At 59.6% G+C, this 25290-nt stretch carries 22 protein-coding genes, 9 pseudogenes, 1 riboswitch and 1 other annotated feature; of the genes and pseudogenes, 19 read left to right on the forward strand and 12 right to left on the reverse strand.

What is annotated here, in order from left to right:
- Nucleotides 1-110: 110 nt before the first annotated feature.
- Both ACX80O_RS15550 and ACX80O_RS15555 read right to left on the reverse strand, forming a co-directional pair.
- Nucleotides 111-236: pseudogene (locus tag ACX80O_RS15550) on the reverse strand (IS110 family transposase); the annotation flags it as partial.
- Nucleotides 237-974: 738 nt separating this feature from the next.
- A complete protein-coding gene (locus tag ACX80O_RS15555) occupies nt 975-1127 on the reverse strand; it encodes a hypothetical protein (RefSeq protein WP_459309168.1) in 153 nt (50 codons plus the stop codon).
- Between the two features lie 264 nt (nt 1128-1391).
- Here ACX80O_RS15555 and ACX80O_RS15560 point away from each other — a divergent pair, with 264 nt between their 5' ends.
- A complete protein-coding gene (locus ACX80O_RS15560; RefSeq protein WP_459333999.1) occupies nt 1392-1979 on the forward strand; it encodes a TetR/AcrR family transcriptional regulator in 588 nt (195 codons plus the stop codon).
- Nucleotides 1980-2065: 86 nt separating this feature from the next.
- Here the strand turns inward: ACX80O_RS15560 and ACX80O_RS15565 are convergent, their stop codons facing one another.
- From ACX80O_RS15565 to ACX80O_RS15585, 5 genes and pseudogenes are all read right to left on the reverse strand, one after another.
- A complete protein-coding gene (locus ACX80O_RS15565) occupies nt 2066-2251 on the reverse strand; it encodes a hypothetical protein (RefSeq protein ID WP_459334000.1) in 186 nt (61 codons plus the stop codon).
- A gap of 162 nt (nt 2252-2413) precedes the next feature.
- Nucleotides 2414-2512 (reverse strand): annotated as a pseudogene (locus tag ACX80O_RS15570) (SDR family oxidoreductase); the annotation flags it as partial.
- A 31-nt stretch (nt 2513-2543) separates the two neighbouring features.
- Nucleotides 2544-2915, reverse strand: a pseudogene (locus ACX80O_RS15575) (SDR family NAD(P)-dependent oxidoreductase); the annotation flags it as partial.
- A 132-nt stretch (nt 2916-3047) separates the two neighbouring features.
- Nucleotides 3048-3503 carry a tautomerase family protein gene (locus ACX80O_RS15580; RefSeq protein WP_459309163.1) on the reverse strand — a complete coding sequence of 152 codons (456 nt, stop codon included), beginning with the start codon at nt 3501-3503 and terminating at the stop codon, nt 3048-3050.
- Nucleotides 3504-3605: 102 nt separating this feature from the next.
- On the reverse strand, nt 3606-3779 hold the full coding sequence (locus ACX80O_RS15585) for a hypothetical protein (RefSeq protein WP_459309162.1): 174 nt from the start codon (nt 3777-3779) through the stop codon (nt 3606-3608).
- 31 nt (nt 3780-3810) lie between these two features.
- On the opposite strand from ACX80O_RS15585, the pseudogene ACX80O_RS15590 reads away from it, so the two are divergent.
- The 5 genes and pseudogenes from ACX80O_RS15590 to ACX80O_RS15610 all read left to right on the forward strand — a co-directional run.
- Nucleotides 3811-4146 (forward strand): annotated as a pseudogene (locus tag ACX80O_RS15590) (DDE-type integrase/transposase/recombinase); the annotation flags it as partial.
- Between the two features lie 115 nt (nt 4147-4261).
- Nucleotides 4262-4420 (forward strand): annotated as a pseudogene (locus ACX80O_RS15595) (integrase core domain-containing protein); the annotation flags it as partial.
- Between the two features lie 9 nt (nt 4421-4429).
- Nucleotides 4430-4696 (forward strand): annotated as a pseudogene (locus tag ACX80O_RS15600) (integrase core domain-containing protein); the annotation flags it as partial.
- A 137-nt stretch (nt 4697-4833) separates the two neighbouring features.
- Nucleotides 4834-5814 carry a hypothetical protein gene (locus ACX80O_RS15605; RefSeq protein ID WP_459334001.1) on the forward strand — a complete coding sequence of 327 codons (981 nt, stop codon included), beginning with the start codon at nt 4834-4836 and terminating at the stop codon, nt 5812-5814.
- Nucleotides 5815-7131: 1317 nt separating this feature from the next.
- Nucleotides 7132-7652: pseudogene (locus ACX80O_RS15610) on the forward strand (transposase); the annotation flags it as partial.
- 11 nt (nt 7653-7663) lie between these two features.
- On the opposite strand, the pseudogene ACX80O_RS15615 reads toward ACX80O_RS15610, so the two are convergent.
- A pseudogene (locus ACX80O_RS15615) lies at nt 7664-8287 on the reverse strand (integrase core domain-containing protein); the annotation flags it as partial.
- Nucleotides 8288-8424: 137 nt separating this feature from the next.
- On the opposite strand from ACX80O_RS15615, the gene ACX80O_RS15620 reads away from it, so the two are divergent.
- From ACX80O_RS15620 to ACX80O_RS15675, 12 genes are all read left to right on the forward strand, one after another.
- Entirely contained in the window at nt 8425-9444 is a 1020-nt protein-coding gene (locus tag ACX80O_RS15620; protein ID WP_459334002.1) for an extracellular solute-binding protein, read from the forward strand.
- A 191-nt stretch (nt 9445-9635) separates the two neighbouring features.
- Nucleotides 9636-11132 carry an ABC transporter permease gene (locus ACX80O_RS15625; RefSeq protein WP_459334003.1) on the forward strand — a complete coding sequence of 499 codons (1497 nt, stop codon included), beginning with the start codon at nt 9636-9638 and terminating at the stop codon, nt 11130-11132.
- Nucleotides 11129-12283: an ABC transporter ATP-binding protein gene (locus ACX80O_RS15630; RefSeq protein WP_459334004.1), complete on the forward strand. Its 1155-nt coding sequence runs from the start codon at nt 11129-11131 to the stop codon at nt 12281-12283. The genes ACX80O_RS15625 and ACX80O_RS15630 overlap by 4 nt, the downstream gene beginning before the upstream one ends.
- 36 nt (nt 12284-12319) lie before the next feature.
- Nucleotides 12320-14860: an AMP-binding protein gene (locus tag ACX80O_RS15635; protein WP_459334005.1), complete on the forward strand. Its 2541-nt coding sequence runs from the start codon at nt 12320-12322 to the stop codon at nt 14858-14860.
- Nucleotides 14861-14987: 127 nt separating this feature from the next.
- Nucleotides 14988-15404, forward strand: a complete 417-nt coding sequence (locus ACX80O_RS15640; RefSeq protein ID WP_459334006.1) for a copper resistance protein CopC — start codon at nt 14988-14990, stop codon at nt 15402-15404.
- Between the two features lie 517 nt (nt 15405-15921).
- Nucleotides 15922-16668 carry a haloacid dehalogenase type II gene (locus tag ACX80O_RS15645; RefSeq protein ID WP_459334007.1) on the forward strand — a complete coding sequence of 249 codons (747 nt, stop codon included), beginning with the start codon at nt 15922-15924 and terminating at the stop codon, nt 16666-16668.
- 81 nt (nt 16669-16749) lie between these two features.
- Complete coding sequence (locus ACX80O_RS15650; RefSeq protein ID WP_459334008.1) at nt 16750-17064, forward strand: transposase; 315 nt, start codon at nt 16750-16752, stop codon at nt 17062-17064.
- Nucleotides 17019-17153, forward strand: a sequence feature (AL1L pseudoknot). Its footprint overlaps the gene before it by 46 nt.
- Entirely contained in the window at nt 17139-17426 is a 288-nt protein-coding gene (locus ACX80O_RS15655) for an IS3 family transposase (RefSeq protein WP_459334009.1), read from the forward strand. (Overlaps the previous feature by 15 nt.)
- Nucleotides 17423-17800 (forward strand): DDE-type integrase/transposase/recombinase, encoded by a 378-nt coding sequence (locus ACX80O_RS15660; protein WP_459334017.1) that lies wholly within the window; start codon nt 17423-17425, stop codon nt 17798-17800. Before ACX80O_RS15655 ends, ACX80O_RS15660 begins: the two co-directional genes overlap by 4 nt.
- A gap of 298 nt (nt 17801-18098) precedes the next feature.
- Entirely contained in the window at nt 18099-18443 is a 345-nt protein-coding gene (locus ACX80O_RS15665) for an IS110 family transposase (RefSeq protein ID WP_459334010.1), read from the forward strand.
- A complete protein-coding gene (locus tag ACX80O_RS15670) occupies nt 18436-19089 on the forward strand; it encodes a transposase (RefSeq protein ID WP_459334011.1) in 654 nt (217 codons plus the stop codon). The genes ACX80O_RS15665 and ACX80O_RS15670 overlap by 8 nt, the downstream gene beginning before the upstream one ends.
- A complete protein-coding gene (locus ACX80O_RS15675; RefSeq protein WP_459334012.1) occupies nt 19034-19357 on the forward strand; it encodes an integrase core domain-containing protein in 324 nt (107 codons plus the stop codon). Before ACX80O_RS15670 ends, ACX80O_RS15675 begins: the two co-directional genes overlap by 56 nt.
- A 157-nt stretch (nt 19358-19514) precedes the next feature.
- On the opposite strand, the gene ACX80O_RS15680 is transcribed toward ACX80O_RS15675, so the two are convergent.
- From ACX80O_RS15680 to ACX80O_RS15695, 4 genes are all read right to left on the reverse strand, one after another.
- A complete protein-coding gene (locus tag ACX80O_RS15680; protein ID WP_459334013.1) occupies nt 19515-21557 on the reverse strand; it encodes a putative bifunctional diguanylate cyclase/phosphodiesterase in 2043 nt (680 codons plus the stop codon).
- Between the two features lie 233 nt (nt 21558-21790).
- Nucleotides 21791-23350 (reverse strand): S24 family peptidase, encoded by a 1560-nt coding sequence (locus ACX80O_RS15685; protein ID WP_459334014.1) that lies wholly within the window; start codon nt 23348-23350, stop codon nt 21791-21793.
- Nucleotides 23351-23432: 82 nt separating this feature from the next.
- Nucleotides 23433-23822: a hypothetical protein gene (locus ACX80O_RS15690; protein ID WP_459334015.1), complete on the reverse strand. Its 390-nt coding sequence runs from the start codon at nt 23820-23822 to the stop codon at nt 23433-23435.
- Between the two features lie 18 nt (nt 23823-23840).
- A riboswitch (cyclic di-GMP riboswitch) is annotated at nt 23841-23917 on the reverse strand.
- Between the two features lie 529 nt (nt 23918-24446).
- On the reverse strand, nt 24447-24932 hold the full coding sequence (locus ACX80O_RS15695; protein ID WP_459334016.1) for a hypothetical protein: 486 nt from the start codon (nt 24930-24932) through the stop codon (nt 24447-24449).
- Nucleotides 24933-25074: 142 nt separating this feature from the next.
- Here ACX80O_RS15695 and ACX80O_RS15700 point away from each other — a divergent pair.
- Nucleotides 25075-25290 (forward strand): annotated as a pseudogene (locus ACX80O_RS15700) (hypothetical protein); the annotation flags it as partial.

Consider the following 25290-nt stretch of genomic DNA (forward strand, 5'->3'; position numbering starts at 1 on the left):
CGCGCTCGGATACCGTCGGCCTAACGAAGTCCACTATGGTTATCAACAGCCAGCCTTGGCAGCGTAGAAGAATCCACTCATTCCACTGTCCGAAATCCCCACAGCAGCCCAGTGGTCGGGAACGGCTCACACGCGACCCGTCGCTTCGTACTGGCCTCGATGATGGCATAAGTGTGTGTGCGGGCGTGGCAGTCCACGCCAATTACGAACGGGCGGGTCTGCGCAACGATAGTCAACGCGGCCACCCTCCTTCCTTTTGAACGGGCAAATGCACCCTCAAGGGGCCAATTGTTTTTCGAGTCACGCGCCAAACAGAACGACCAGCATCAACACTGCCAGCTAGTCCCAGACCAGCCTCTGCAAGACTCACAGTTGTTTTTGCCTGCTGGCGAGCTCGCTCGCTTGTCCCCGACGGAGCAGTGTTCAACCCGAAGGGCGGAAGCGGGTAGAAACCTCGGAGGAAATAAGCGACGCAGGAGCGCCGTAGAGGTTTCTGGCCGGCTTTCGTCGCGTCAGCGATTGACGCTGTGGAGCGGGGGCGCATAACCCGAAGGACAGCAGACAAAACACCCGGACTGGATGCGACGAGGGAGCAGCCGAGCCGGAACAGACCGGAGCGAAGCGAGAGGACCAGTGCCCTGGTTGGAGCGCCAGCCGAAACCAGGGAAGCACTAGAACGTAGGACACCTACGGGCGCCGACCACGACACCTCCGTAGAGTTGTGACCATGACTATGGGGACGAACGAACGTCTACGCTTGCTTTGTCGGTTGTCGCTACCTTGGCGGCCTTGTTCATGGCACTGACGGTGGATTCCCCTGCGTCAGGTTCCCTCTCAGCTGCGTGTGAGGGTCAGTCCTGTAAGGACGAGGTTGCCGCGAATGCGTGGAACCCGATCTGGGTGATTGGTGAACTACTGTCCGCAGCGGGTTCCTGACACTTTCAGCCCATCAGAGTGGTGAGGGCGTGGCTTGGTCAGGCTTTATGGGCGTGCTTGGGGCAGTAGTAGCAGCCGATGTCGACGGTGATCGTCCGGTACAGCCAGCCTTCGGGCAGCGGGCGGCCCTCGTCAATGAGTTTTGTGGTCGCGCGGCAGATACAGCACTGAGCCAGGGCCGGACTCGGCATCGTGATGTTCCGCCTTTTCATGTCGAAAGCGCTCCCACAGGGTACAACTGATAGTGAAGGTCCTGGTCGTCTGCGTGTTTTCCCCCATCCACGTAGCCTCCCCGGGGCCTTCTTCTATTCGTCCTCGAATGCACAAGGTGACGGCGGTTTAGGGTCGCCGGCCCCAATGCGTCCACTGCTGGCTGGGTGTGGTGTGCGGGGGTCTGCATATCCAGTGGTTCCCATCGAGGAGACGACTGGTCTATTTTTACGTATGATAGTGCTATGCAGACCAAAGAGACGGACACCCGTCAAAGCATTCTCGACACCGCCGAACAGATCATGGCTCACAAGGGCTATGCCGCCGTCGGACTGAACGAGGTACTCGCCGAGGCCGGTGTCCCGAAAGGCTCCTTCTATCACTGGTTCGCGTCGAAAGATGCCTTCGGTGAGGCGCTGATCAAAAACTACTTCGCCGGCTACCTCCCCATGATGGATCGACTTCACTCCGAGCCGACGACAGCCTCGGAGCGCTTGACGAAGTACTGGCAGAGCTTCTATGACATGCAAAACTTCGACGAGTGTCAGGGCAAGTGCCTGGTGGTGAAGCTTGGCGCGGAGGTTAGCGATCTGTCCGAGTCGATGCGGCTGGCTCTGATCGAGGGGACGAAAGGGATCGTCGCTCGTATCGAGCGCATGATCCGGGACGGCCTCGCAGACGGCTCCGTGTCCATTGATGCAGACCCGCGCGATCTCGCACTCGATCTTTACACCGGATGGATCGGCGCCAGCGTCCTGGCTAAGATTAATCGCGGCCCCGAGTCCCTCGACCGCGTCATGGCAATGACTCTTCAGCGCCTCCACATCGCCTGACGCCGACACGGCTCGACCTTCGTTCTCGTTAGCACTGCGGAAGGCCCTGGCACGAAATCATCGTGTCGGGGCCTTTTGCCGTGCGGTCACTCCGAGACTGGGGTCTCAGGCTCAATGTCGTAGGAGTTCTGCACGGCCTTGAATCGTGTGCCGAGGCCGTCGGTGACCTTCCGATCCCAGGGCGCCTGCTGCAGGCTCTTGGTCTCCTCGATCACCGATTTCGGCTCGAGGTTCCGGAAGGAGTCGACCTCCCCGGCTGCGACAGCTGTCATTGTTGCGTAGACCGGCTCGGGATCAAACTGGGCGCGGGGGAAGGAGAGCTTCGAGTAGTCGAACAGCCTCTCCGACGGCTCGTCCTCCCAGCTTTGCCATGTCTGGGACATGCGGTCGTTGAAGCCCGTCAGGAAGGGGCCGGGGTTGATGGTCGCGACCTGGATGCCGAACTCCTGCAACTCGTCGGCCATCGTCTCGGCGATGGCTTCGACGGCGTGCTTGGACGCCGCGTAGATGCCGGTAAACGGGTTGACGTTCAGCCCCTCCCGCGAGGAGACCCCACACGATGCGGCCCTCGCCGCGCTTGACCATCTGCTTCGCGATGCCCTGCGTGAGCAGCAGAGGACCGGTCACGTTGACCTCGAACTCGTTGCGGATGTTCGCGGCGGGAATGTCGACGGTGGAACCGCCCTCCCCGACGCTGGCGTTGTTGACCACAATCTCCACATCCCATCCCAGAGCTTTGCGTCGGTCTCCGTCGTTGGTGACGTCGAGCTTTTCAACCTGCAACGTCACGCCGCGCTCGGTCGCCTGACGCTTGAGCGTCTGGACCTGCGCGTAGATCTCCACGCCTGCGATGACCTCGAACCCCTTCTCGGCCAGTCGCATAGCAACCTCATAACCGAAACCGGTACCGGCACCTGTGATCAGAACCTTCTTCATGTCAATCCTCCGCGTTCGTCAGCAACGCATGAAAGTGGATCGAATGCACGAGCCAACGGTCCCGCTTGCATCGCGAATCCAAGGCTGCCGCCGCAGGATGGCGGCGGCAGCGGTGATCGTACGAGAACCGATTTAGCTCTCCAGTGGTGGGAAGTTCCACTTGAAATCGGCCGGAACACTGTTGGGGTCGAGTCGGTCAGCGGGGACCCCGTTGGCGTAGGTGACGATGCCGTTGCCCATGGACCAGTCGGCCGGCTGAACGGTCTGCAGGTTGAAGAACACGTCCTCGGTGCGAAGGAGCAGCTTCTCGTGCAGCTCGTCCACCACTGCCTTGTAGAAGTTGCCCTTCTGCTCGGGGGTAGCGACGTTCAGGAACACCAGCTGGATGAAGACGACGTCCTCCGACCGGTAGATACCGAGGTAGTCGGGGTCGGCGATGACTTCACCGCGGGGGTGCTGGGTGATGACCTGGAAGCGGTCCTCCGGAACACCCAGGTGAATGATCATCTGGTCGTAGACGACGTCCGCGATCGTGCGGCGGTACTCCGGCGACTTGCCTTCGGTGAGGTCGATGCGAGCGAGTGGCATGGTCTTTCTCCTTGTATGTGCAGTGACGAAACGAAACGGAACTGGATGGATGGCTGTGCTTGTCCTGCTGAAAAAGACTCTACTGGTTATTAGACCGGTCGTCTAATCCTTTGTCTCACCAATTTCGCCGCGTAGGGCGCTCATCTCGCCGTCACGAACGATATGCACGATCCCGGAGATGGTGAGGACCCCCTTGCAGAGGCGGGCCTTGCTCTGCCTGCCTCGGAACCCGAGGATGCGATTGAACTCGTCGAGGAATCCGAAGTTACCGTGCACCCTGGACAGGACTCTCTACTGTCCTCGAGTAATGCCCGCCTGCGTGCCGGTGTGCCGCGCAGGCGCTCTAGATGATGTTGCCGTGGTCTGGGTCACTGATTTCACCTACGTGCCCGTCTACACCGGGTTCGTCTACGTGGCCTTGGTCATTGACCTGTACTCCCGGGCGATCGTTGGGTGGGAAACGTCCACCGTGAAGGACACTTCGTTCGTGGAACACTGTCTCCGGATGGCTTTGTGGCGCCGTCAACACACCGGCCGGCCGGCCGCGAAGGGGCTGATTCATCATTCCGACGCGGGAAGCCAGTACACCTCTATCCGTTACACCGACACCCTTGCTCTAGAGGGCCTGCAGCCCTCGATCGGCAGCGTCGGTGACGCGTATGACAATGCCGCCGCCGAGACCGTGATGGGGCTATTCAAGAAACGAGGCCGTCGCGAAGGGATCACCGTTTCGCACCGGAGCGCTCAAGACCGAAACCGACGTGCAGGCAATTGTCTTCGAATGGGTCCACTGGTACAACGACGAACGCCTGCATTCCGCCCTGGACCACCAGACGCCAGAGGAATACGAGCAAACATATTATGATCTACAAACCGGCCCGTCACCCGACGCCGCCGCCAACAAACAGGCGGCATAATTCCCGGGACGGTTCTTGGTCACCGGTCTGGGTATGCGTTCCTCGATGGGACGTACCGGGGTGTGCTAGGACAACAGCCTGGCCGAGAGCTTCTTCGGGGCTATGAAAAACGAGCGGGTCCACCGCACCGTTTACACCACCAAACAACAAGCAAAACGAGACGTCATCCGCTACATTGAGGGCTTCTACAACAGCCGCCGCCGGCATTCAGCCCTTGATTACCGCCGGCCCAACGACGTCCATTACAGTTACCAACTGCCAGCCATGGCAGCGTAGAGAAAACCACCACATCCGCTGTCCGAAATCATCGCAGCAGCTCTCTCGCCCAAAACCCCGCAGACGAGTAACGTTCAATTGGGAGTCCAACTATCGGGGACCACTCGAGAACACCGGTTGTCCTTAGAATCGCCGATGTGGGTGAACCTCTAGCGAGGTGGACCGACGACAATCATCACGTCAGGCAACGACGCCTGGCGATATCCCTGGGGGTAGACGTGAATGTTCAGAGTCCGCAAGAAATAGACGCCATCGCGAAAGAGCCTAAGCAGGCAGTCGAAACTTACAGGCATCTTCGGATGCTCTTGATCGCGCTTCCCCTCTTCCTGCTTATAACAACTGTCATTGGCGGGTGGATGCTCGGCGACTTCGCCGACTCCATCAGTGCAAACTACGCCACTCCCTTACGCGACATCTTTGTCGGTGTCTTGGTGGCCATCGGCGCTTGCCTCATTGTGTACCGTGGCAAGCCAGTGGAAGACCTTGCCCTCAACTTTGCAGGCTTCTACGCCATGTTCGTCGCGTTTGTCCCGTACTCACTGAATGAGGTCCTCACAGGCAGGACCAAACTGCAGCGGCAAGAACTGACAAACGTAGAAGCCGCCGCGGATGAACTCGTGAAAGTTCTGCCCGTCATCGTCATATCGCTTGTCGTCGTTGCCGCCGTCTTCATTGGCGTGGAGTGGGCCCGGGGTCTCCTGAAGAGGCACACCAAGAGTACGTCAACGGCGCACAGAATCATGTTCTTCGTCACGCTCGGGCTGGGCGCAGGGTTCCTCATCCTGTTGCTGCTGACGGGGCTGATAATGGGCACCTATGCGGGCATTCACATGGTCGCAGCGATCTTCATGATCGTAGGCCTCGCCACCGCGATAGCCAGTCACGGCTGGGACCCCGACGCCAAAAAGAGCACTCCCAAGATCGCGTGTCAGTATCGGGTGATCGTGGGGTTCATGGGTGTAGTCGGGTTGGCACTCATCTGGCACTTGGCCGGTGGACTGCGCTTTGAGAACGCCGTCGCGTACATCGAGTGGGCCGCGATCATCCTGTTCACCTGGTACTGGGTGGCGGAGACAGTCCGCCAGGAGAGTCTCATCAAGACCGGTGCAAAAGGTTGAGCGAACGCCAGAGTGGCGGCGCTCACTGAACTGCTCCGCCTCCGCTGTTCGGGCCTCCCCGCCCTTGCTCGCTCCATTACATGAGGCAGCCCTCCCGCGGTGCTGTTGGTCCTGGACTCCACGACGACCCTCAGAAAGATGGTGGCAGGCTAGCTCGGCCACGACACCAGCGTCGAAGGAGTGATCTTCGCCGTCTACACGCACGATGGATGGTCGGGCCGGGACCCTGGGATTGCCGCTTCGCCCCAGATGCTCTCCTCTAGGAATTGGCTTTAGAAAAAGACCAAGCCGAAGTCATGTACCTTCACCGCAACTCCCCCATGAAGGAGTAAGCAAGCCCAGCAAGGGCTTCACGAGAGAAAGGAGGCAGCCCACCGCAGGAAAACCGCAACCCACCCACCGAAACAGGCACACCCTGCGCACACTTTGCGCCGGTTTGTGCACAGTCAGAGAGTGAAAAGTCTCTGACAAGGGAAACACTGTGCCCGAAGTGGGACTTGAACCGGCTTTCACCCCTCGCAAACACTGGCCTCCCCCGAAAACCTCCCCAAACCGGCCCAGTCCGGCACCGATACGACCCAGTCCGACCCCCAAGGTGTGCACAATGTGCACACCCCCCTTTGTGCCCTAATCTTCGACCACGTTCGACAGCCCCGGTGACCTTGTCGAGCAAGCAACTCCATACCCCGTGACGGTCCGACAAGACCCAACATTGGTGCTTTCGAAAGCCCGCTTGAATATACTAAATAGCCACGATTAGGACCTCCTTCCACGGGTCCTGCCTCCAGCAACGTCATGGATTCATTCTCCTTTCCGAACATCTCATGGATATGCCGAAAGAAAACTACGTGACCAAGGACTTCCCTAAAATCTCGGTGACAGCTCGGTCGATCGGCACAGCGCGAGTCCCCGCTTGGTCCAGACAGATCCACGAGTCCGAAATCCGAAATTAGCTGCGATCTGAGCCAAGGGCGTTTCACTCGGTCCTCAAATGGTCTTACTGAAAAGGCAGCGACCGACGGCGGAGCCAATGGCGTGCTAACCATATCGTTCCGACGACTTTCAGAAAGGGAAACGTCAGCCTGTTGTTAGCGACGAGGAATACGAAAACAATCCACAGAATACCGGTGATGACCGCTGCGGAAATGAGTGACTTCCGTGTAACCGGATTGATGGCAGGATAATACCTTCGGCCCGAAGCTCACGCGTCTCGAGCACAGCCCTACAGATCAATGGACCGAATACAGCAACCAAACCTGTGATGGCCAACAGAGCGCGCCAAGGTTGCGGAACGTTCACAGCATCTAGAGCGATGCCCCCTTTCGTGTGGCCAGGGAATTCCTGGCCACCATCCCCGGAGTCTCGCAGCGGGTCGCCGAAGTGATCATCGCCGAAACCGGTGCGGACATGGCCGTTTTCGAAACTCCCGGCCGGCTCGCGTCCTGGGCCGGGATCTGTCCCGGGTCCAACGAATCCGCCGGACGGATCAAGTCCTCACACATCCTGCCCGGCAACGAATACCTCAAAGCCGTACTCGGTACCGCCGCGATGTCCGCTATCCGAAGCAAGAACACTTACCTGTCCGTCAAATACCGGCGCATCGCCGCCCGCCGCGGGCCGATAAAGCCGTCGTCGCGCTTGAACATTCCATCCTGACCGCTGTCTGGCACATGCTCGCCGAAGGCGAGTGCTACACAGATCCCGGCGCAGACCACTTCACCCGCCTGGACCCAATCAAAACCAGAAACGGCGCCATCAACAAGCTTAGAAGCCTCGGCTACAACGTCACCATCAGCACGGCCCCCCGCAGCATGAGTCACCATCTACTTTCGTATTAGCAGTCCAGCGTCTATGCGATAGCTAATTGGTTTTCTTGCGTCCAGTTTTTCCAGTAGCGCTTCGGTATCATGCCATTCAGGGATCCGTGGGGCCGTTCATGATTATAGATAGCTTTCCATTCGTCGGCCATATACTTCGCTTCGGCCATGGTGTCCATGATTTCTCCGGAGAGTTGTTCCCTTCTGAATTTGGCGTTGAAGGATTCGATGAAGCCGTTCTGCCAAGGTGATCCCGGGTCGATGAATGCGGTGTCGACCCCGGCAGTGTTGCAACACTTGATCAGTGCCGCGGCGGAGAACTCAGGCCCGTTGTCGCACCTGACGTAGGCCGGGGCGGTGCCGGTTTCGGCGATGATGTTCTCCAGCACCGCGACCACGTCGGTGGCTTTGACGGACCGGCGAGGGATGACGGTCAGCGCGGTGCGGGTGTACTCATCGATGACGTTGAAGAACCGAATGTGCCGGCCGCAGGAGGTCACATCCGACTGGAAGTCGAAGCTGACCACATGCGTCGGGTACTGGGCTGTGAGACGCTTCTGTTCCTCGGCACCGGGCCCGATGCGGCGTTTCTTGCGCGCCCTGGGTTCACAGGTCAGGCCTTCGTCGCGCTAAAGCCGGCGCACCCGCCGGCGATTACGATCCAGACCCGGTCAGTGCGCAGGTGCATCGTACCGGATGCCACATATCGAACGTAGGCTGAATTAGGTTATGATTTGCTTGCCAAATTACTTTCTGGTGGCCCGAACCGCCCCGTGCTGAGAAGAGTCCTCGAATGCTTCCCCGTCCCTTTATTGTCGCTGGCACAGGCCTTGCATTCCTGATGGGACTGACCGGTTGCGGCTTAATCGGTGGCCCGCCCGCCGACCTCCAAATCTACTCCGCCCGTCACTATGATCTTGAGGGCGCCTTCGGCCAGTTCACCGACGAAACGGGCATCACTGTGGAGTTCATTAGCGGCGACGACGCCGAACTCCTCGAACGTCTCAAAGCCGAGGGGCAGGACACAGCGGCGGACGTCTTCATGACTGTGGACGCGGGTAACCTCTGGAACGCAGCCCGGCAGGGCGAGCTAGCAAAGTTGAAATCGGAAGTCCTGGAAGGTGCGGTGCCCGAGGACCTTCGTGACCCCCAGGGCCAATGGTACGGATTAGCCATGCGCGCCCGCACAGTCACCTACAATCCCAATAACGTTGACCCGTCAGAGTTTGAAACCACCGAAACGTACGCAGGACTGGCTGACCCCAAGTGGGAGGGACGACTGTGTATGCGCGATGCCACCTCTGCCTACACGCAGTCCCTCGTGGCAAGCATGATTGATCTGCACGGTCGCGAAAAAACATTGGAGATTGTTAAGGGCTGGGTCGCCAACAACGTGGAAATCATGAGTAACGACATCCTGCTGCTGGAGGCGATCGATGCCGGAACTTGTGATGTGGGAATCAACAATCACTACTACCTCGCCCGGACGCTCGCGGAAAATCCCGAACTTGAGGTTGATTTGTTATGGGCCAGCCAAGACGGCGCAGGAACGCACGTAAATATCTCTGGAGCTGGCGTGGTTGAGGGCTCCGACAACCCCGGGGACGCGCAGCGGCTTATCGAATGGCTCGCCACCGACGGACAGAACCCCTTCGTGGATGGTAACCACGAGTATCCGGTCAATCCCGATGTGTCACCAGAGCCGGGTATCGCGGCGTTCGGTGAATTCAAGCGGATGGCGTTAAACGCAGAGGCCTACGGCGACTTGAACGCCGAGGCAGTCGATCTGCTCGCTGAGGCCGGATATAAGTGACCGACGCGGCGGTTCTTGTTGGGGCCACGCCCCCAGGTCGCGGACCACGCCGAAAGGTCGGCGGCAATCGTCCAATATGGTCCGCCGTCGTCATCCTGGTGGCCCTGTTTGTCGCTACACCTGTCCTTGCCGCGGTGTGGGATGGGCTTGGCAGCTTGAGCGCGGGGTCGATACCACGAGGACTCGGCGAGATGGTGATCAACACTCTGGCTCTGATGATTGGGGTCGCTATAGGCACCCTACTGCTTGGTGGCGGATTGGCGTGGCTCGTCACTGTCTATCGTTTCCCATTGCGCAACGCCCTCGTATGGCTGCTGGTGATGCCACTGGCAGTTCCGGCCTACATTCTTGGCTTCGTTTTCCTCTCAGTATTTGACGTTGCTGGACCGGTACAGTCAGCCTTGCGCGGGATGCTGGGATCTGAAGTATGGGTGCCCGAGATTCGCTCCCTGCCTGCAGCCGTCGTCGTAATGTCGCTCTCCCTATACCCATACGTCTATCTGCTGGTGCGTGCGGCTCTGATCGAGCAATCCGCGGACACCTACGACGCAGCTCGCACGCTCGGAGCCGGGAGAGGCCGCACGCTGCACAGAGTATTGCTCCCACTGGCCCGACCCTCACTGGCCGCAGGTCTGTCCCTGGTGATGATGGAGACGCTAACAGACTTCGCGACCGTTCAATACTTCAACGTCCAGACCCTCTCCGTCGGTATTTATCTCATATGGAAGGGAACTTTCAACTTTCATGCCGCAACGCAGCTTGCCGTTCTGGTGCTGTTGTTTGCAGTGGCTGTGCTGGCAAGCGAGCGGGCAATGCGGGGTCGTGCCCGTTACTATCAACGGGGCGGACGGGGCCAGAGCGTACAGCCCGAGCTACTTCGTGGCACGCGAGGATGGGCGGCAACGATGCTGTGCGTCGCGGCCCTCGCTGCGGGCTTCTTGATCCCGGTCCTGCAACTGTCGGCTTGGGCGGTCCAAGAAGTTCTCAAAAATCCTGGATTCCTTGCAGATCCACGTTTCGGACAATACCTTGTGAACACCCTTTTAGTCGCGACTGTCACTGCTTTGGCCTGCGTGACGCTGTCCATGATAGTCGGACATGGGGCACGCATGAGCGGAGGTCGGATCGTCGCGTCTGCAGTACAGCTGACAACCTTCGGTTACGCGGTCCCAGGAGCAGTGGTGGGTATCGGAGTGCTCATCTCCTTTGCCGTTTTAGACACTGCCGTGGAGAACGCTGGTATTGCCGGTGGCACAGGACTGCTGGTCACTGGATCGGTGCTCGGTATCCTCTACGCGTACGTCATCCGCTTCCTCGCTCCGGCGTATCAAGCGGTAGACGCGAGCTTCGCGAAAATTCCCCCGACCGTCACATTCGCGGCGCTGAGCTTAGGTGCTGCTCCGCGACGGGTTCTCGCCCGCGTACATGCGCCGCTTGCGCGGCCGGGGGTGGCTGTGGCCCTGATGTTAGTTGCCATTGACGCCGTCAAGGAGCTTCCCATAGTCCTACTGTTGCGACCATTTGGGTTTACGACGGCGTCCGTGTGGGTCTACGAGCTCGCACGTGAAAACTTCTGGGAAAAAGCATCGTTGCCAGCCCTGGTGATCGTTGCGGCCGCTGCCCTCCCCGTATTCGTCATCGTGCGGCACGCCCGTCGGACTGAGGAAGGCGGGCGGGTCAGCTCATGACCAGGCAGACGGTAGGCGTCCAGCGTCACCCCGACCAGGGAAAGGATTCTACGACCCTGCAGCTGGAAGGCGTTTCTAAACACTACGGACGATCCCCGGGCGTAATCGCCCTCGACCTGACCATCGGGTCTGGCGAACTGGTAACTCTCATTGGCCCCTCGGGTTGCGGAAAGTCGACTACGCTGCGGTTGGCCGCGGGCCTAGACCGGCCGGACACGGGCGTCATCCGCGTCGCCGGGGAGGTCGTGGCGGATAGCCGCCGTTTCGTGCACCCCGAGCAGCGCCGCGTTGGGCTTGTGTTCCAGGACCATGCGCTATTCCCCCACCTGACGGTTGCCCGAAACGTGGAGTTCGGCCTCGACCAGTTATCGAGGAACGAACGACGGGTGAGGGCCCGTGATGTGCTCGACCTCGTACAACTTTCTCACCTCGCAGACCGCTATCCCCATGAGCTTTCCGGAGGCGAGCAGCAACGCGTGGCTCTTGCTCGTGCGTTGGCGCCGCGGCCCGCCGTCGTACTTCTCGACGAGCCGTTCTCCAACCTGGACGAATCACTGCGCGCGCAGGTGCGCCGTGACACCGTCGCTACCCTTAAGGAAGCTGGAACCACGGGGGTCCTCGTTACTCACGATCAGACTGAAGCCCTGTCGGTCGGCAGCCGGGTAGTCGTTATGCGCAACGGCGTCATCGAGCAGGCCGATGTGCCAGAAAAGGTGTTCGAACAACCCGCCACCCGTTTCGTTGCCTCCTTCATGGGCGATGCTGACTTCCTACCGGCGCGCGTTCACCGGGCCCTGTTGACGTGCGAGATCGGGATTGTCTCTACCGTTCCTGGGTGGGCAGACAGCGACGTGAACGTCGACGTCGTACTCCGACCTCACGAGGTGTCCCTGAGACCGGACGCGAATGCTTCCGCCCAGGTCTACGCGGTGGACTTTCACGGCGCGTTCGTGCTTCACCATGTCCGGCTGGCATCCGGGCGGACCGTGCGTTCCTGGCAACCACACACCGTGCGCCACCCCGTAGGAACCGCGGTAGCGGTCTCGGTCGCGGCGGGTACTACGCCGACGTTGCTCCTGGGTGACCGCGCGATCACCTCGCCACCGCCGAGTGAGCCCCTGAAACGAAATCCATCGACCCTCTCAAGCTAAGTTAGGTTCGCTCTCTTGTTGATCAATTCTTCGACTGTGGCTCCACCGACCAGGCAATCCGATATCCGAAGCGCCTTTAGTGATCTTGCCCGGCACGGTGATCGCCCGGCTGTCATCACGGTTGACGGCGTCCTCACCTATCGGGAACTCGCTAGGCGCGTGGACGAGGTCGCGGCCCGCTTAGGCAGTGATCGTCGACTGGTACTACTGGCTGCCCGCAATAAGCTGGACTCCCTCATCGGCTACCTAGCCGCGTTATCTGCAGGCCATTCTGTCCTGCTGTCTGCGGCGGACAAGCCCTCAGCCCTCGAGTCTTTGACGGCTACCTACGATCCCGATGTAGTGCTGCACCCGGGTGACGGAGCCCCGATCATCGAGGAACGCCGGCCCGGATCACGACACAAGCTACATCCCGAACTGGCGCTGCTGCTTAGTACCTCAGGATCCACCGGATCCCCGAAACTCGTTCGTCTCTCATACATGAATTTGGCTGCGAACGCCTCGGCTATTGCCGAGTACCTTGGTATCGGGCCTGACGACCGCGCCGCAACCACGTTGCCGCTGCACTACAGTTACGGATTGTCCGTGGTGAACAGCCACTTGATGCGCGGGGCCGGCCTGGTACTGACGGACCTGTCGGTGGTGGATCCTTGCTTCTGGACACTTTTCAGGGAGAGCCAAGCAACCTCCTTCGCTGCAGTTCCCTACACGTTCGACCTCCTGGAACGTGTGGGCTTCTCGGACGCGGACCTGCCACGGTTGCGCTATGTCACCCAGGCCGGCGGTCGACTAGCGCCCGAAAAAGTTAGCTATTGGGCGTCCATCGCCCAACGCCGCAACTGGAAGCTTTTTGTAATGTACGGAGCGACGGAGGCGACCGCCCGCATGGCGTATCTTCCCCCGGATCTGGCCGAAGAGAACCCCGGCACCATCGGGGTTGCGATCCCGGGCGGTTCATTCCGTATCGATCCGGTAGACGGGCTATCGAATGGAGAACTGGTCTACACCGGCCCAAATGTCATGCTCGGCTACGCAGAACAGCCCGCCGATCTGTCGTTAGGCCGCGAAATCCACGAGTTGCGCACCGGCGATCTCGCTTACCAGCATTCGAACGGTCTATACGAGGTCGTAGGGCGGCAGAGCAGGTTCGTGAAAGTTGTCGGTTTGCGGGTGGACCTAGGGCATGTCGAACAGATCCTCGCTGATCTTGGGGTCACGGCGGCCGCGTCCGGGACCGACGGGGGCCTTGAGGTAACAGCCGAAGGTGAGCACGACGCCGGAATGCTGAGCAAGGTACTCGTTAGCAGGACGGGGCTCCCCCGCGCAGCCGTTGAGGTGCACACAGTCGACAACCTGCCACGGCTCGCCTCCGGAAAAATCGATTACCCAGCCGTGAGCCGAATTACTGCGTCTTCACCATTCGTTTCTGATCCACCGGTCTCCAGCACCGCCGGACCAAGCGATATCCGTCGCCTCTTCTCCGATGCTTTGGAGCGAACCGACGTCGGCGATCATGACACTTTCGTCTCCCTTGACGGTGACTCGCTGTCCTATGTAGCGCTTTCAGTGCAGTTAGAGCGCGTTCTCGGCACCGTGCCTTCCAACTGGCACCTCATACCCGTTCGCGAACTCGAACAATTAAAGAAACCCAGACGGTGGGCCCTAGTGGCCTTCCTTGAAACGTCGATCGTGCTGCGCGCCGCCGCAATCGTGTGCATCGTGGCCTGGCACGTCGGGCTCTTTGACTTCCAGACAGCCCATCTGCTCTTCGCCGTGGCGGGCTACAATTTTGCACGCTTCCAGCTCGCTGGAGAGCGAATACCGAGGATGCGACGCCATCTCCGAAGCCTAGCGAGAATTGTGGTGCCGTCGGTGGCTTTCATTGCCTTGGCACACCAACTCACCGATGATTACAGCGTTGCCAATATTTTCTTGTTGAACGCGATTGTTGGACCGCAGGAGGTCACCACCCAATGGCACTTCTGGTTTGTGGAGATGCTTGTCTACGTTCTCTTAGCTGTAACCGTTCTTCTGGTCGTCCCCTGGGCTGACCGGCTAGAACGCCTTGCCCCTTTTGGCTTCGCAATCGGTCTCCTTCTCTTAGGCTTGCTGAGCCGCTACGACATTCTCGACCCCGGCCTACCAAAACCCGGGCCCGTTTTTTGGCTCTTCGCCCTAGGCTGGACGCTAGCCATCGCCCGGACCCGCCCACAACGATGGGCCATCACAATAATCACCGTCGTCAGCGTGCCGGGCTACTTCGACGATCCCGTTCGAGACGCCACTGTCGCCGCGGGCATCCTTCTGCTGATCTGGGTTCCAGCGCTACCCTTACCCGCCTTGCTAAGCCGGGTGACCGGGTGGTTGGCCGCCGCCTCGCTGTACATTTACCTCACCCACTGGCTTGTTTACCCTCTCCTCCTCCCGCTCGGACCTACAGCTGCGGTGCTGGGCTCCCTCCCGGTGGGCGTTGCCTACTGGGCTCTATGCAGATGGCTGCCCTCTATCGCAGCACAAGGATACGCCGGTCTGATATCCAAGAACCGAGGGGAGCGCAACGATCGGGCAGCGACGTAAGTAATGTCGCGAGGAGCATCTGTTGTTAGGAGAGGATCAACGCCATACGCTCAAAAAGTTCCACCATGTTGCGCGAGTCAGGTGATCAATCAAGGGGCGGTTGCCACGTAGCGGATGAGCGGACCCGGTGGCGTGCTTAGACGGTGACCTTGACCCGTCGCTTGACGTCTCCCTCGAACATGAAGACAACTACACGGTCCAGTGGCGGACAGTGTCAGTGGACGGCCACCCGATCGAAGGCTCCTACACCTTCACTTACGCCCCGGAAGGCGCAGCCGCAGCCACCGAAGCCACCCCGGGCACCGAGGAAGAAGCAGGACATTCAGACGGCGAAGAAGCACACAACGATGACGCGACTGCAGAGGCAACGCCCGAGGCCGAAGGCGCCAGCGACCCCGAGACGGTAGACTCAGCCCCGGCAAGCCAAGAGGAAAGAACCGGCACCGGCATGATTATCGGCATCGCCGCCGTCGTTATCGTTTTAGCCGCCGCTGCAGCCTACCTCCTCGGCCGCAAGAACAGCGCCAAAACGTCTGAGCCGTGAGCGTATCTGGGGCGGGGTGGAAAGGTGACTCCATCCCACCTCAGTTCGAACCAAACAAAGAAGGCCTCCCCGGGGGAGCACTTCGAAGGGGCGTATGAGTATCCTTTATCTGTCACTGACGAAACTAGTTAGCGTGCGAATCCAATCCTCGAAGGCATCCAGGTGCGCGTCGTGCGACCCGTTGGAGAGATCGACCCGTCTTGCGTGTCGTCCACCGGTAACAAAGCGGCTCTTCTGGACACTTCCGCCGCAGGTGGGCAGGACAACGTGATCACTTCACAGTTTTGGCGGTTCCAAACTCAAAAGCGGTGCGGACTTTCGCGTCCTGGAACTCGCATCAGCGCAGATCCGCGCTAGTGCGTGGCTCCCAGTAGTGAGATCGTACGAGATTCTCAAGGCGCTCGGCCACCAGCCCGCCATCACCGCAGAGAAAACACGGGCGCACGTGGCTGTGAGACTGAAATCAGTTCGCATGCTGGAGACTGGCTGTGAGGGAAGCCCAGGAAGGAGACAGGACATGAGATTCCAGCCATACCGTTCATCATCAACCGGGTGCGAGGTGCGCGCTGTCCTCTTCGACACGTTCGGGACGGTGGTGGACTGGCGCGCCGGTGTTGCCCGCCAGGCGGAGGCCTTCGCCGCAGCATGTGGGCAGGACGTCGACGCGGAGGCGTTCGCCGATGACTGGCGCGCCCTCTACCAGCCAGCGATGGAGGCCATCCGTTCCGGATCCCGTGAGTTCGCCACGCTGGACACACTTCACCGCGAAAACCTGGACCAGGTGCTCCGCCGCCACGGCTTCGATCCGGACCGGCTGGATCCAGGGCCCCTGGAACAGCTGAACAAATCATGGCACCGCTTGCCCCCATGGCCGGATAGTGTGGAGGGTCTCGCCGTCATCCGCCGCAGTTACATAGTGGGCCCCCTCTCCAACGGCAACACCTCGCTGCTGCTGGCCATGGCCAGGAATGCGGGCTTGCCGTGGGACGTGATCATCGGCTCGGACATGACGCGCACGTACAAGCCGTTGCCCCAGGCTTATCTTCGGACCGCGGAGTTCCTGGACCTCCGGCCCGGCGAGATGATGCTCGCGGCCGCCCACAACAAGGACCTCCATGCAGCCCGTGAGGCGGGGCTGGCGACGGCGTTCATCGCCCGCCCTACCGAATACGGCCTGGGTCAGGTGGCGGACCTGGCCCCGGAGAGTGACTGGGACCTCTCGGCGTCAAGTATCCCCGAACTGGCAGGCAGGCTCATAGCCTAAAGCCGCATATCAGGTTACACACCCGGTGGAGCGAACCGTACCTGGTTTGATGCCGCTTCCTTTTTGTGAAGGATAGCGATTATGCCCAAGCGATACCCCCAGGATCAGAGTCAGCGTGCCGTGCGGATGGTCCTGGACCACCTCATTGAATACGACTCCGTTTTTGCCGCCTGTTCCGCCATCGGACCGAAGCTGAATATAGGCAGGGAGTCAGAGCGCCGGTGGGTTCTTCAGGCCCAGATCGACGCTGACGAACGACCAGGGGTAACCAGTGCCGAACAGACCCGGATCAGGAATCTGGAGAGCGAGATCCGGGAACTGCGGGAGGCAAACGAGATCCTGAAGAAGGCCTCGATTTTCTTCGCGAGGGAGCTCGACCCTCGCCGCCGTAGATAGCCGGATTCGTCGACGAACTACGTGCCGACGGCCACGGGGTCGAGCCGGCCTGCAAGGTCCTGCGCGAGCCGGGCGTGCAGGTTGCCCCGCGGACTTACCGGTCTTGGAAATCCAAAGCACCCGCTGCCCGGACGGTCTCGGACGCTGCTGTCATCAATGCGCTAAAAGGTACTGCGGAGAAATCGGAGTCCTTGTACGGGCGGCGGAAAATGACAGCCTGGCTGCGCAGAGAAGGCCATGTCGTGGCCAGATGTACCGTGGACAGGCTGATGCGTGATGAAGCCATGAACGGCTCGTTCGCGGCCGGAAACCTAAAGCCGGCGCTACAACGCAGGATTCCCGGCGGGCCCCGGACCTGCTGAAGAGGAACTTCACCGCTGCCCGGCCCAACGCCGTGTGGGTCACTGACTTCACCTACGTCAGAACGTGGGCCGGCTTTGCGTATGTGGCCTTCGCGATTGATGTGTTCTCCCGGGCGATCGTGGGCTGGCACACTGCCATGATCAAGGACACGGACATGGTGCTTACCACCTTGAAAATGGCGCTCTGGCGCCGGGACCAAGCCGGAACGCCAGTCCCTGAGGGCCTGGTCCATCACAGCGAAGCCGGGTCCCAATACACCTCGATCCGTTTCGAGGAGGCACTACTGTTCGAAGGCCTGGCAGCTTCCGTCGCGACCGTCGGCGATGCGTACGACTGTCAGTTTGTTTCTGTCGGGTCGAGACTGATCCGGTAACCCGGCCGGCGCGGTCTGACTCTTGCTTACGATCGGCCCGATAGGTGCCTTTGCGTTGATCTGTCGACCGTCCGGCTGGTCTTGCAGTAAGGGCTGTCGCCTGTCGGATGTGACCTGATAGGAGCCTGGAGCAGACTTTGCGAGCGTCCCCGTGACAGTCCTGTCCACCCGCTGGCGACAGCGTGATTCCACGCCAACGGGCAGAAGGACAGGACACGATGACGGATCTCACCTCGACGCGATCGGGCCACATTGTGGTCGCGTCGACACGCACAAACACATCCACGTAGCCGCCGTGATGGACACGATCGGTGGCATCCTCGCGACGCTGACGATCCCGACCGACACCGGCGGGTTCCGGCAGCTACTGGCTTGGGCGGAAGAGTTCGGTCAAATCCTCGCGTTCGGGATCGAGGGCACCGGCTCCTACGGAGCCACGCTGACCTGGTTCCTGCGCCGACACGACATCAAGGTCGTCGAAGCCGGCCGCCCTGACCGGCGGCTGCGGCGCGCGAATGGCAAGTCCGACACCCTTGATGCGAAAAAACGCCGCCAGGAGCGTGCTTGCAGGATTCGCGACCGCAATCCCGAAGACCGCAGACGGCGCCGTCGAAATGATCCGACAGCTGAAAGTCGTGCATGATTCCGCGGTCGTCAACCGTTCCTCAACAATAATCATGATCAAAGCGATGCTGGTCCACGGCTCGGACGAGCTGCGCCGCGAGACGAACAAAATCTCACCTCCCAGGCTCGCCCGGCACCTCGCAGGCTCACGCCCGCGGAACCTGAACACTCCCGACGACGCGCTGCGCCACTCGGTCCGCACCCTAGCGCGACGCTGGCTCGCCCTCGACGCCGAAGCCAAAGAACTTGAGGCCCTGATCGACTCCCTCGTACGTCGCACCGCCCCGCAGCTCCTCGAGCAATTCGGGATCGGAGTCGACACCGCTGCCGAGATTCTCATCGTCGCCGGAGACAACCCTGAACGGATCCGCTCCGAAGCCGCCTTCGCTAAACTCGCCGGAATTGCCCCCGTCCCCACGGGTTCAGGGATGACCAGCGGAAAGCATCGCATCAACCACGGCGGGCATCGCCAGCTCAACGCCGCAATCTATCGAACGGTCATCGTCAGAATGAGATTCCACGAACCGACCATCGCCTATGTCGCCCGACGGACCGCAGAGGGCCGGAGCAAACGCGACATCATCCGCTGCCTCAAACGCTACGTCATCCGTGAGGTCTACCACCTCATCAAACCGAACCCGCCAACCGGCGAAATCAGGAGTTGACAACTATAGGAGCTCCAACGCCCTCTCGGAATCCACGATTGGTTTGTACAAGAACGAATGCGTCCGTAAAAACAGTCCCTTCATGACAGGCCCGCTCAAGCAGTTGGCGGATGTTGAAAAGGCAACCATGAACTGGGTCCACTGGTACAACACAGAGCGGCTCCACAGCACCTTGGCCATGGTCCCGCCCGACGAGTTCGAGCAAAACTATTATGCTCAAATAGACGCCTCGTCAGACGACCAGGCCATCAGCAAGAAGACGGCCTAAAACCCGGTACGGTTCAACCTGGGAGTTTTCATAACTGAGTACCCAGTAAAACTTCACCACAGGCTGATTGGACTCTCGAACCATCAGTTGAATCTCTATGATGTTGCCAGTTCCCGACTCAACGGGTAGACACAGGGAAACGGTGGCGTAGCGGCTCTTAGGCCACCCCGAGCGTGCTGATGCGTTGTAAAAGCCAATGGATCAGAAACCGGGTGGCCGGAGAATGGACTCCTTGCGGTGCGTGTTGAAGGGCATGCCATGATTCGACTTCCGGATTGGGGTCGGCGTCGGCAATAAACGAGGTCAATGGGCATTCGGAGATTGCCAACGGGTGGGGAGCACCTAGACGTGCGAACTGCCAATGGTAAGCCAAGGCACCCATCGGGGTCTGAACTGAAGATTGGAATGATTGACGCTCGAATGATTCAGCCCACCGGATGCAGCCCTCCGGGGTCATAGGTTTGGCGAAGTGATAGCCCTGGCCATACGGGGCGCCGAGAATTGTCACGGCCTCAGTAAGGCTTTCATCTTCCAGCCCCTCCACAACGACGTCCACCCCCAGGTCCCTGCCCAACTGGATCAGAGTTGCCATCATGCTGAGCGTTTCCACCGGCCTGTCATAAACGTGGAACAACAATCCACGATCAAGCTTGACTGCACTGAAGGGAAATGAAGAGAGTCTCTGCAGGCTGATGTAACCGGATCCGAGATCGTCCATGGCTAGCCCCACCCCCAAACCGACAAGATTTTGCAACGCTAACCGTTGTTCCTCAAGGTCCATGGCTTGGGACTCCAGCAATTCCAGCCCCAACCGTTTAGGCGCAATGTTATGAAGCTTCAGCGAGTCCTCGATCAATGCGGGCAGTTCGCGATCTCGCAAGATCTCCGGCGGCAGGTTAACAGCCACGCCGTGGCTGAAACCTTCCCGGTCCCAGGTAGCAAGGACCTCCAACGACTGATTAAGGACACCAGCGAACAGGACCTTTAGATCCTCAGGATCGAAATGGGGTAGAAAATCGTCAGGATAGCTGATCATCCCGTCGGGTAGCTTCAGGCGTGCCAACGCTTCAAAAAGGCTGATCGACCCGTCCCGGAGATTCAGCACAGGTTGAAGATCGATCACAATGTTTCCGGTCCTCAACGCTTCTCGATAAACTTCTGAATTGGCCGCCCCCGTGCCAGAAATTCCGGTAACCATTCTTCCGGTGACCTGACCATCCGCGCCACCTGCCAGGGAATAGCCGGATCTCTTCCACCATTGCGCCGGCGGCTCTGCACGTCTTTTGGCCACATAGAGCGCCTCATCGGCACCACGCAGGACCGCCTGGCTATCCAAGCCGTCGGGAACAATGACAACTCCCAAGCTCATGCCAATACTTATCCGGTGAGAATCAACGGTGAATTGCTCCTCAACAGCTTGATGGACGCGATCCAAGATGTTCGGCAGGTCGGTGTCTGAAGTACCAGGAATGATGTTGCCCAAGATCAGGAGAAACTCATCCCCTCCCATCCGGGCGAGCACATCACCTTCACGTAAATAGGAGAGGACACGGACCGCCCATTGCTGCAGCACAGAGTCTCCAGCAGCATGCCCGAAAGTGTTATTGACACTTCGGAAGTCATCCAGGTCTATCAAACAGACAGCCACCGTTAGACCACCCCGAGGGTAGCTTTTCACCACTTCATCGACAGCCCGCTCTGCAGCGCTACGGTTTAAAAGTCCCGTCACATGATCGCGCGTAGCCTGAGCCTCTAACTGATTCAGCAACGCCACCCGATTGCTAATATCACGCTGAACGCTAACGAAATGAGTGACAGCAGACCCGGCACCGACCCGCATCGGAATGATCTTCAAAGCCGACCAAAACGCCGTACCGTCCCGACGGTAGTTCAGAAGCTCTCCCTCAAAAACCTCACCCGACGCCAGGACATGTCTTATCTGCCGTGTAACGGCGGGATCACTGCCCGGACCCTGCAACACACGGCAGTTGCGCCCAATCATCTCTTCAGACGCATACCCAGTCATCGCTGTGAACGAAGCAGAGATATACCTAACAGTCTGCGAGGCATCAGCAATAACAGCGATATCAGCGGTCGCTTCCCTAGCTGCAGCCAGCACCGCACCGAAGGAAACCCCCAGACTGTCGTCTTCATCCGGACTATTGTCGTCATCCAAGATCTTGTGCGTCTGCGGAACCATTGTTTCCTATAGTGAGACCGAACCAACAAATACCATGCAGCATAAGCTACGGACTCACTAACCTTAGGCGGATATTACCTCCCGGCATGGTTTGCTACGCACGCCCGGGACTATCCCATAAACGCCGGATACACCGTTTATGGGATAGTCCCTCTACGAAACGTTGATCTAGGGTGCTTCTGCTGCGGGTCCTTACCCACGCGGCGTGTGGCTGAGGTTTCCGCTTTTACTTTCTAGGTGTTGATCCGCGAGTCCGTTTCCGTCGTTAGTACTTGAGCGTCAGTTGGTGAGGTTTCGGTGTTCGTCCGGTAGCGGTAGGTGGTGCTTTCGTCCTGGACCACGAATGTTTCGACGTCGCTTCTGGCCCAGTAGAGGACGAGAAGGCCGTACCGTTCGGCGAGTTTAGCCAGTGTCGCGAAGGTGGTGACGTCGATGACGGGCCGTCCTTGAGGGGCGGGCATCGGATGTACTCGGACCAGGAGCGCGGAGTAGCGGCGGCGGATGGCTGCGCCTTCATCAGCTGGTGTGTTCCGGCGGGCCAGCAACGTCAGAGTGGTGCCTCCAACAAATGCCAGCAGGAGTAAGGCTGCCGAGAGGATCCGACCGTTTGCAGCGGTGAGGTTCCAATCCTCGGGTCCTAAGGTCCGCGGAACGGAGAGCGTTTGGCTTACCGGGGCGTCGTTGATGACGGTGAGGGCACCCGCTGCGCCGGGAACGCTGAGCACCAGAGGCGCTAGTTCGAGTGTGAGCGCCGGTTCGAAGTCCGGCCCCGCTGCGGTCTGCACCCGAGGAGTGAGGGTAATTAGTATCGGGCTTTCTGGAAGACCGGTGACGGCCGACGCTGCCTGTGCTTTGTCCTCGAACGTTTCTAGATCCAGCTCTACGGTGCCTTCATACTGAGTGCCCAAGAACGAGGTTGTAGTTTGGAGAGGAATAGTGGTGCGCCATCCGCCGGGGGTGGACAGTTCAGCGGACACGGTAACGCTGCCCGGTTCGCCTTGGTAGGCGAAGTGCACATCAACGGTATCAGCGAGGGAACGGAAAACTGGATCCGGGGACTCAGCCACAGTCCCGTCATAGGCTGGGCTGTCACCGACGTCCGCGGTATAGGAGAATTCCATCCGAGCACCGCTGACCGGTTCAGCAGCAGCAGGCTGATTAGGCGGTCCGGTCCACGCCCAGACGACAAGCGCCGAGGCGATGATTGCGAGGATCAAGGTCAGGGCGGCGTATACCCGCAGCATGGGCGATAGCGCCCATGCGGCGGCGCTGAAGCCGGTTCCGGTAACAGTGTGGCGGGACATCTCCGCCCTCCTTTGTCTACTTTGTCTGCGTCTGCGTCGGGTTATAGTTGTCCCGCCGCCGACCATCAGCGCGAAAGTCATCAGGGCCAGCATCGGCGGGCTGGCCAACCGATCCAGCCACACCCCACCCTGCGGGACATGCAGAAACTCCCGGCCGACGAGGTCTTTGGCGGAAGGCTTCACCGTATCGACCGACTGACTGTTATCGCCTTGAAATACGAAAGCGTTTTGATCGCCGCCGATAATACGGTGCAGCACAACCTCGTTGCTGCCAGGCAGCCGGTAGGCGGCTATTTGACCTACGGAATACGACTGTGCGCGGACAGTGACCACTAGGTCCCCGTCGTAATAGACCGGGTTCATGCTGACACCGTCTGTGGTGACTACCGCAGTCTGGCCAGCGAGAATCGCTACCCCGATAACCGTCAAAAACACGGTCGCGGCGGCAAGAAAACACACCGCCAGACGACGGAACAGCCGGTTCAGCATACAGTGGCTTTCATACTGATGTGGAGACCTTTGGGATGGGCCCGCGAGCGAGAGGTGCGGGCCCATCCCAAAGGTTGTGGGACTAGCTAGGGACGGTGACAGCGGCGCTGGTCACACCGGACTGGCTCAAACCGGTCCCTGGGCTGCAGGTGGAAACGAACGTAGTAGCACTGATGGGTGTGCAGGTGAAGGCCGTCGCCGTGCCGCCGGTGAGTGCAATGGTGGGGGTTTTCCCGCCCGTTGCGTCGGCGAACGTCAGTGTGACGGAGTTGACGGCGGTTTTCGTGTTATCGGTGTACCCGTAGACCAGGCTGCTCAAAGTAGCGCCCGTAACGGACTGACTGACAGTACCGCCCACGAACTGGGTCGAACCAGCGGTGTTACTCAGACCGGTCCCGGTAAGCGCGGAACCGCCAGCGAAAGCCAAGCCAGCAAGGGCAAGAGCAGCGACGAGTTTGGTGGATTTCATCATAGTTTTTCTTCTCTCAGTTTCAGTAGCCCGGCGAACCCCCAGCGGGTTCCGTGGCTTTGCGTCCCCGGTTCACACCGGGTTTGCCGTTTTAGTGAGGATGCATCACAACGGAGAAGAAGAGACTGGAAGCGGATCCCCTAAACCGGCGCTGTGCGGGTGTGCGACCGCGTCAAATCGGATGAAACAAGTCCGATCGAATCCGAGACACTTTCTGAAGTTACAGGGGAATAAATCCAGAGACACCATACTTTGTCAATCCTGCGCAAACCCTCGACAAAACTGCTGAATTCTTCGACCAACCGGTTCGATTTTCTCGCGGGCCGAGGATTGGAAGGACGGCGGCTGCACTGGATTGCTGGCAGCGGGTAAATGTCCGTTCCAGCGTTTAGCGTAGTGGTGCCGTGGATTGCTGTACGGCTCCGTTCCCACCGTAAATACCGTTTATGAAAGCCGACAAGGTTGACTGAAGTCCCGTGGGAACGTCGGGACAGCACAGGAAGCGCCCCGCGGGCCCATGCATGCTCAACTACGTCAATAACACCCTGTTAGGTCACCCGGTCCCGGAGACGGTGCGCGTTGGTTGCGGCGGAGCGGCGGTCCTCAAGAGATGGCGGGTGAATCTGGTTAGTTTTGCACAGCCAGGGTTTTGTTCTGCCACGGCGGGATGACGAGGAGAAACATAATTGCCCCAATTATGGCGGCTGCCGCGAAGATGGTACTCACGTGTGTCGGAACTGGTGTGCCGTTGTACATGGTGACGCCGACCGCAATCAGTGCGACCGCGAGAACAATCAATGCCACTGCATTCTGCCGCCGCAGGCCGGCCATCAGCAAAAGGGATGGAACGATGTACCAGATCATGCTTGCCGTGCCCATCGAATTGATCTGGCTGATGATGTCTGCGGTCCCCGGTATGGCAGCAACCAAGAACCGATAAAACATTGAAGCGCAGTGCAGAACCAGTCCCATGAGACCCACTGCGGCCAGGGCCAAGTCCAGCGCAGTCAATCGTGTTGCAGCCCTAATCAACGGAAGTCCTGGAATCAATAACCGCGAGAGCAGCATCAGTAGGAGAACCAAGGCGAGGGCCACCATAAATCCAGTAGACATATCCACACACTACAAGGACTATTACGCCCGGTGCAGACACAGTATTGTGCGGGTTGTTATGTGTCCTGGATTACAGAAGCTAACACCTTGAACCGCCTACCGTTAGCGGGAAAAGATCCCTCGCCCACGAAAAGGTAATCCCATGACCACCTCACACCGTGCCTCCCGAACAGATAATACGTCGCACCCCCGCGCCGCTGCTTCCCTGTCCACCAGGGTGATGGCAGGTGTCATCGGGGGTCTGGCCGGCGGCGCCGTCTTCGGGGTGCTCATGGCGGTCATGGGCATGCTGCCGATGATCGCCTCTCTGGTTGGATCCGATTCGGCGGTGATCGGGCTGGGTGTGCACCTGGTAATT

Source organism: Arthrobacter glycogeni (genome assembly GCF_054511155.1).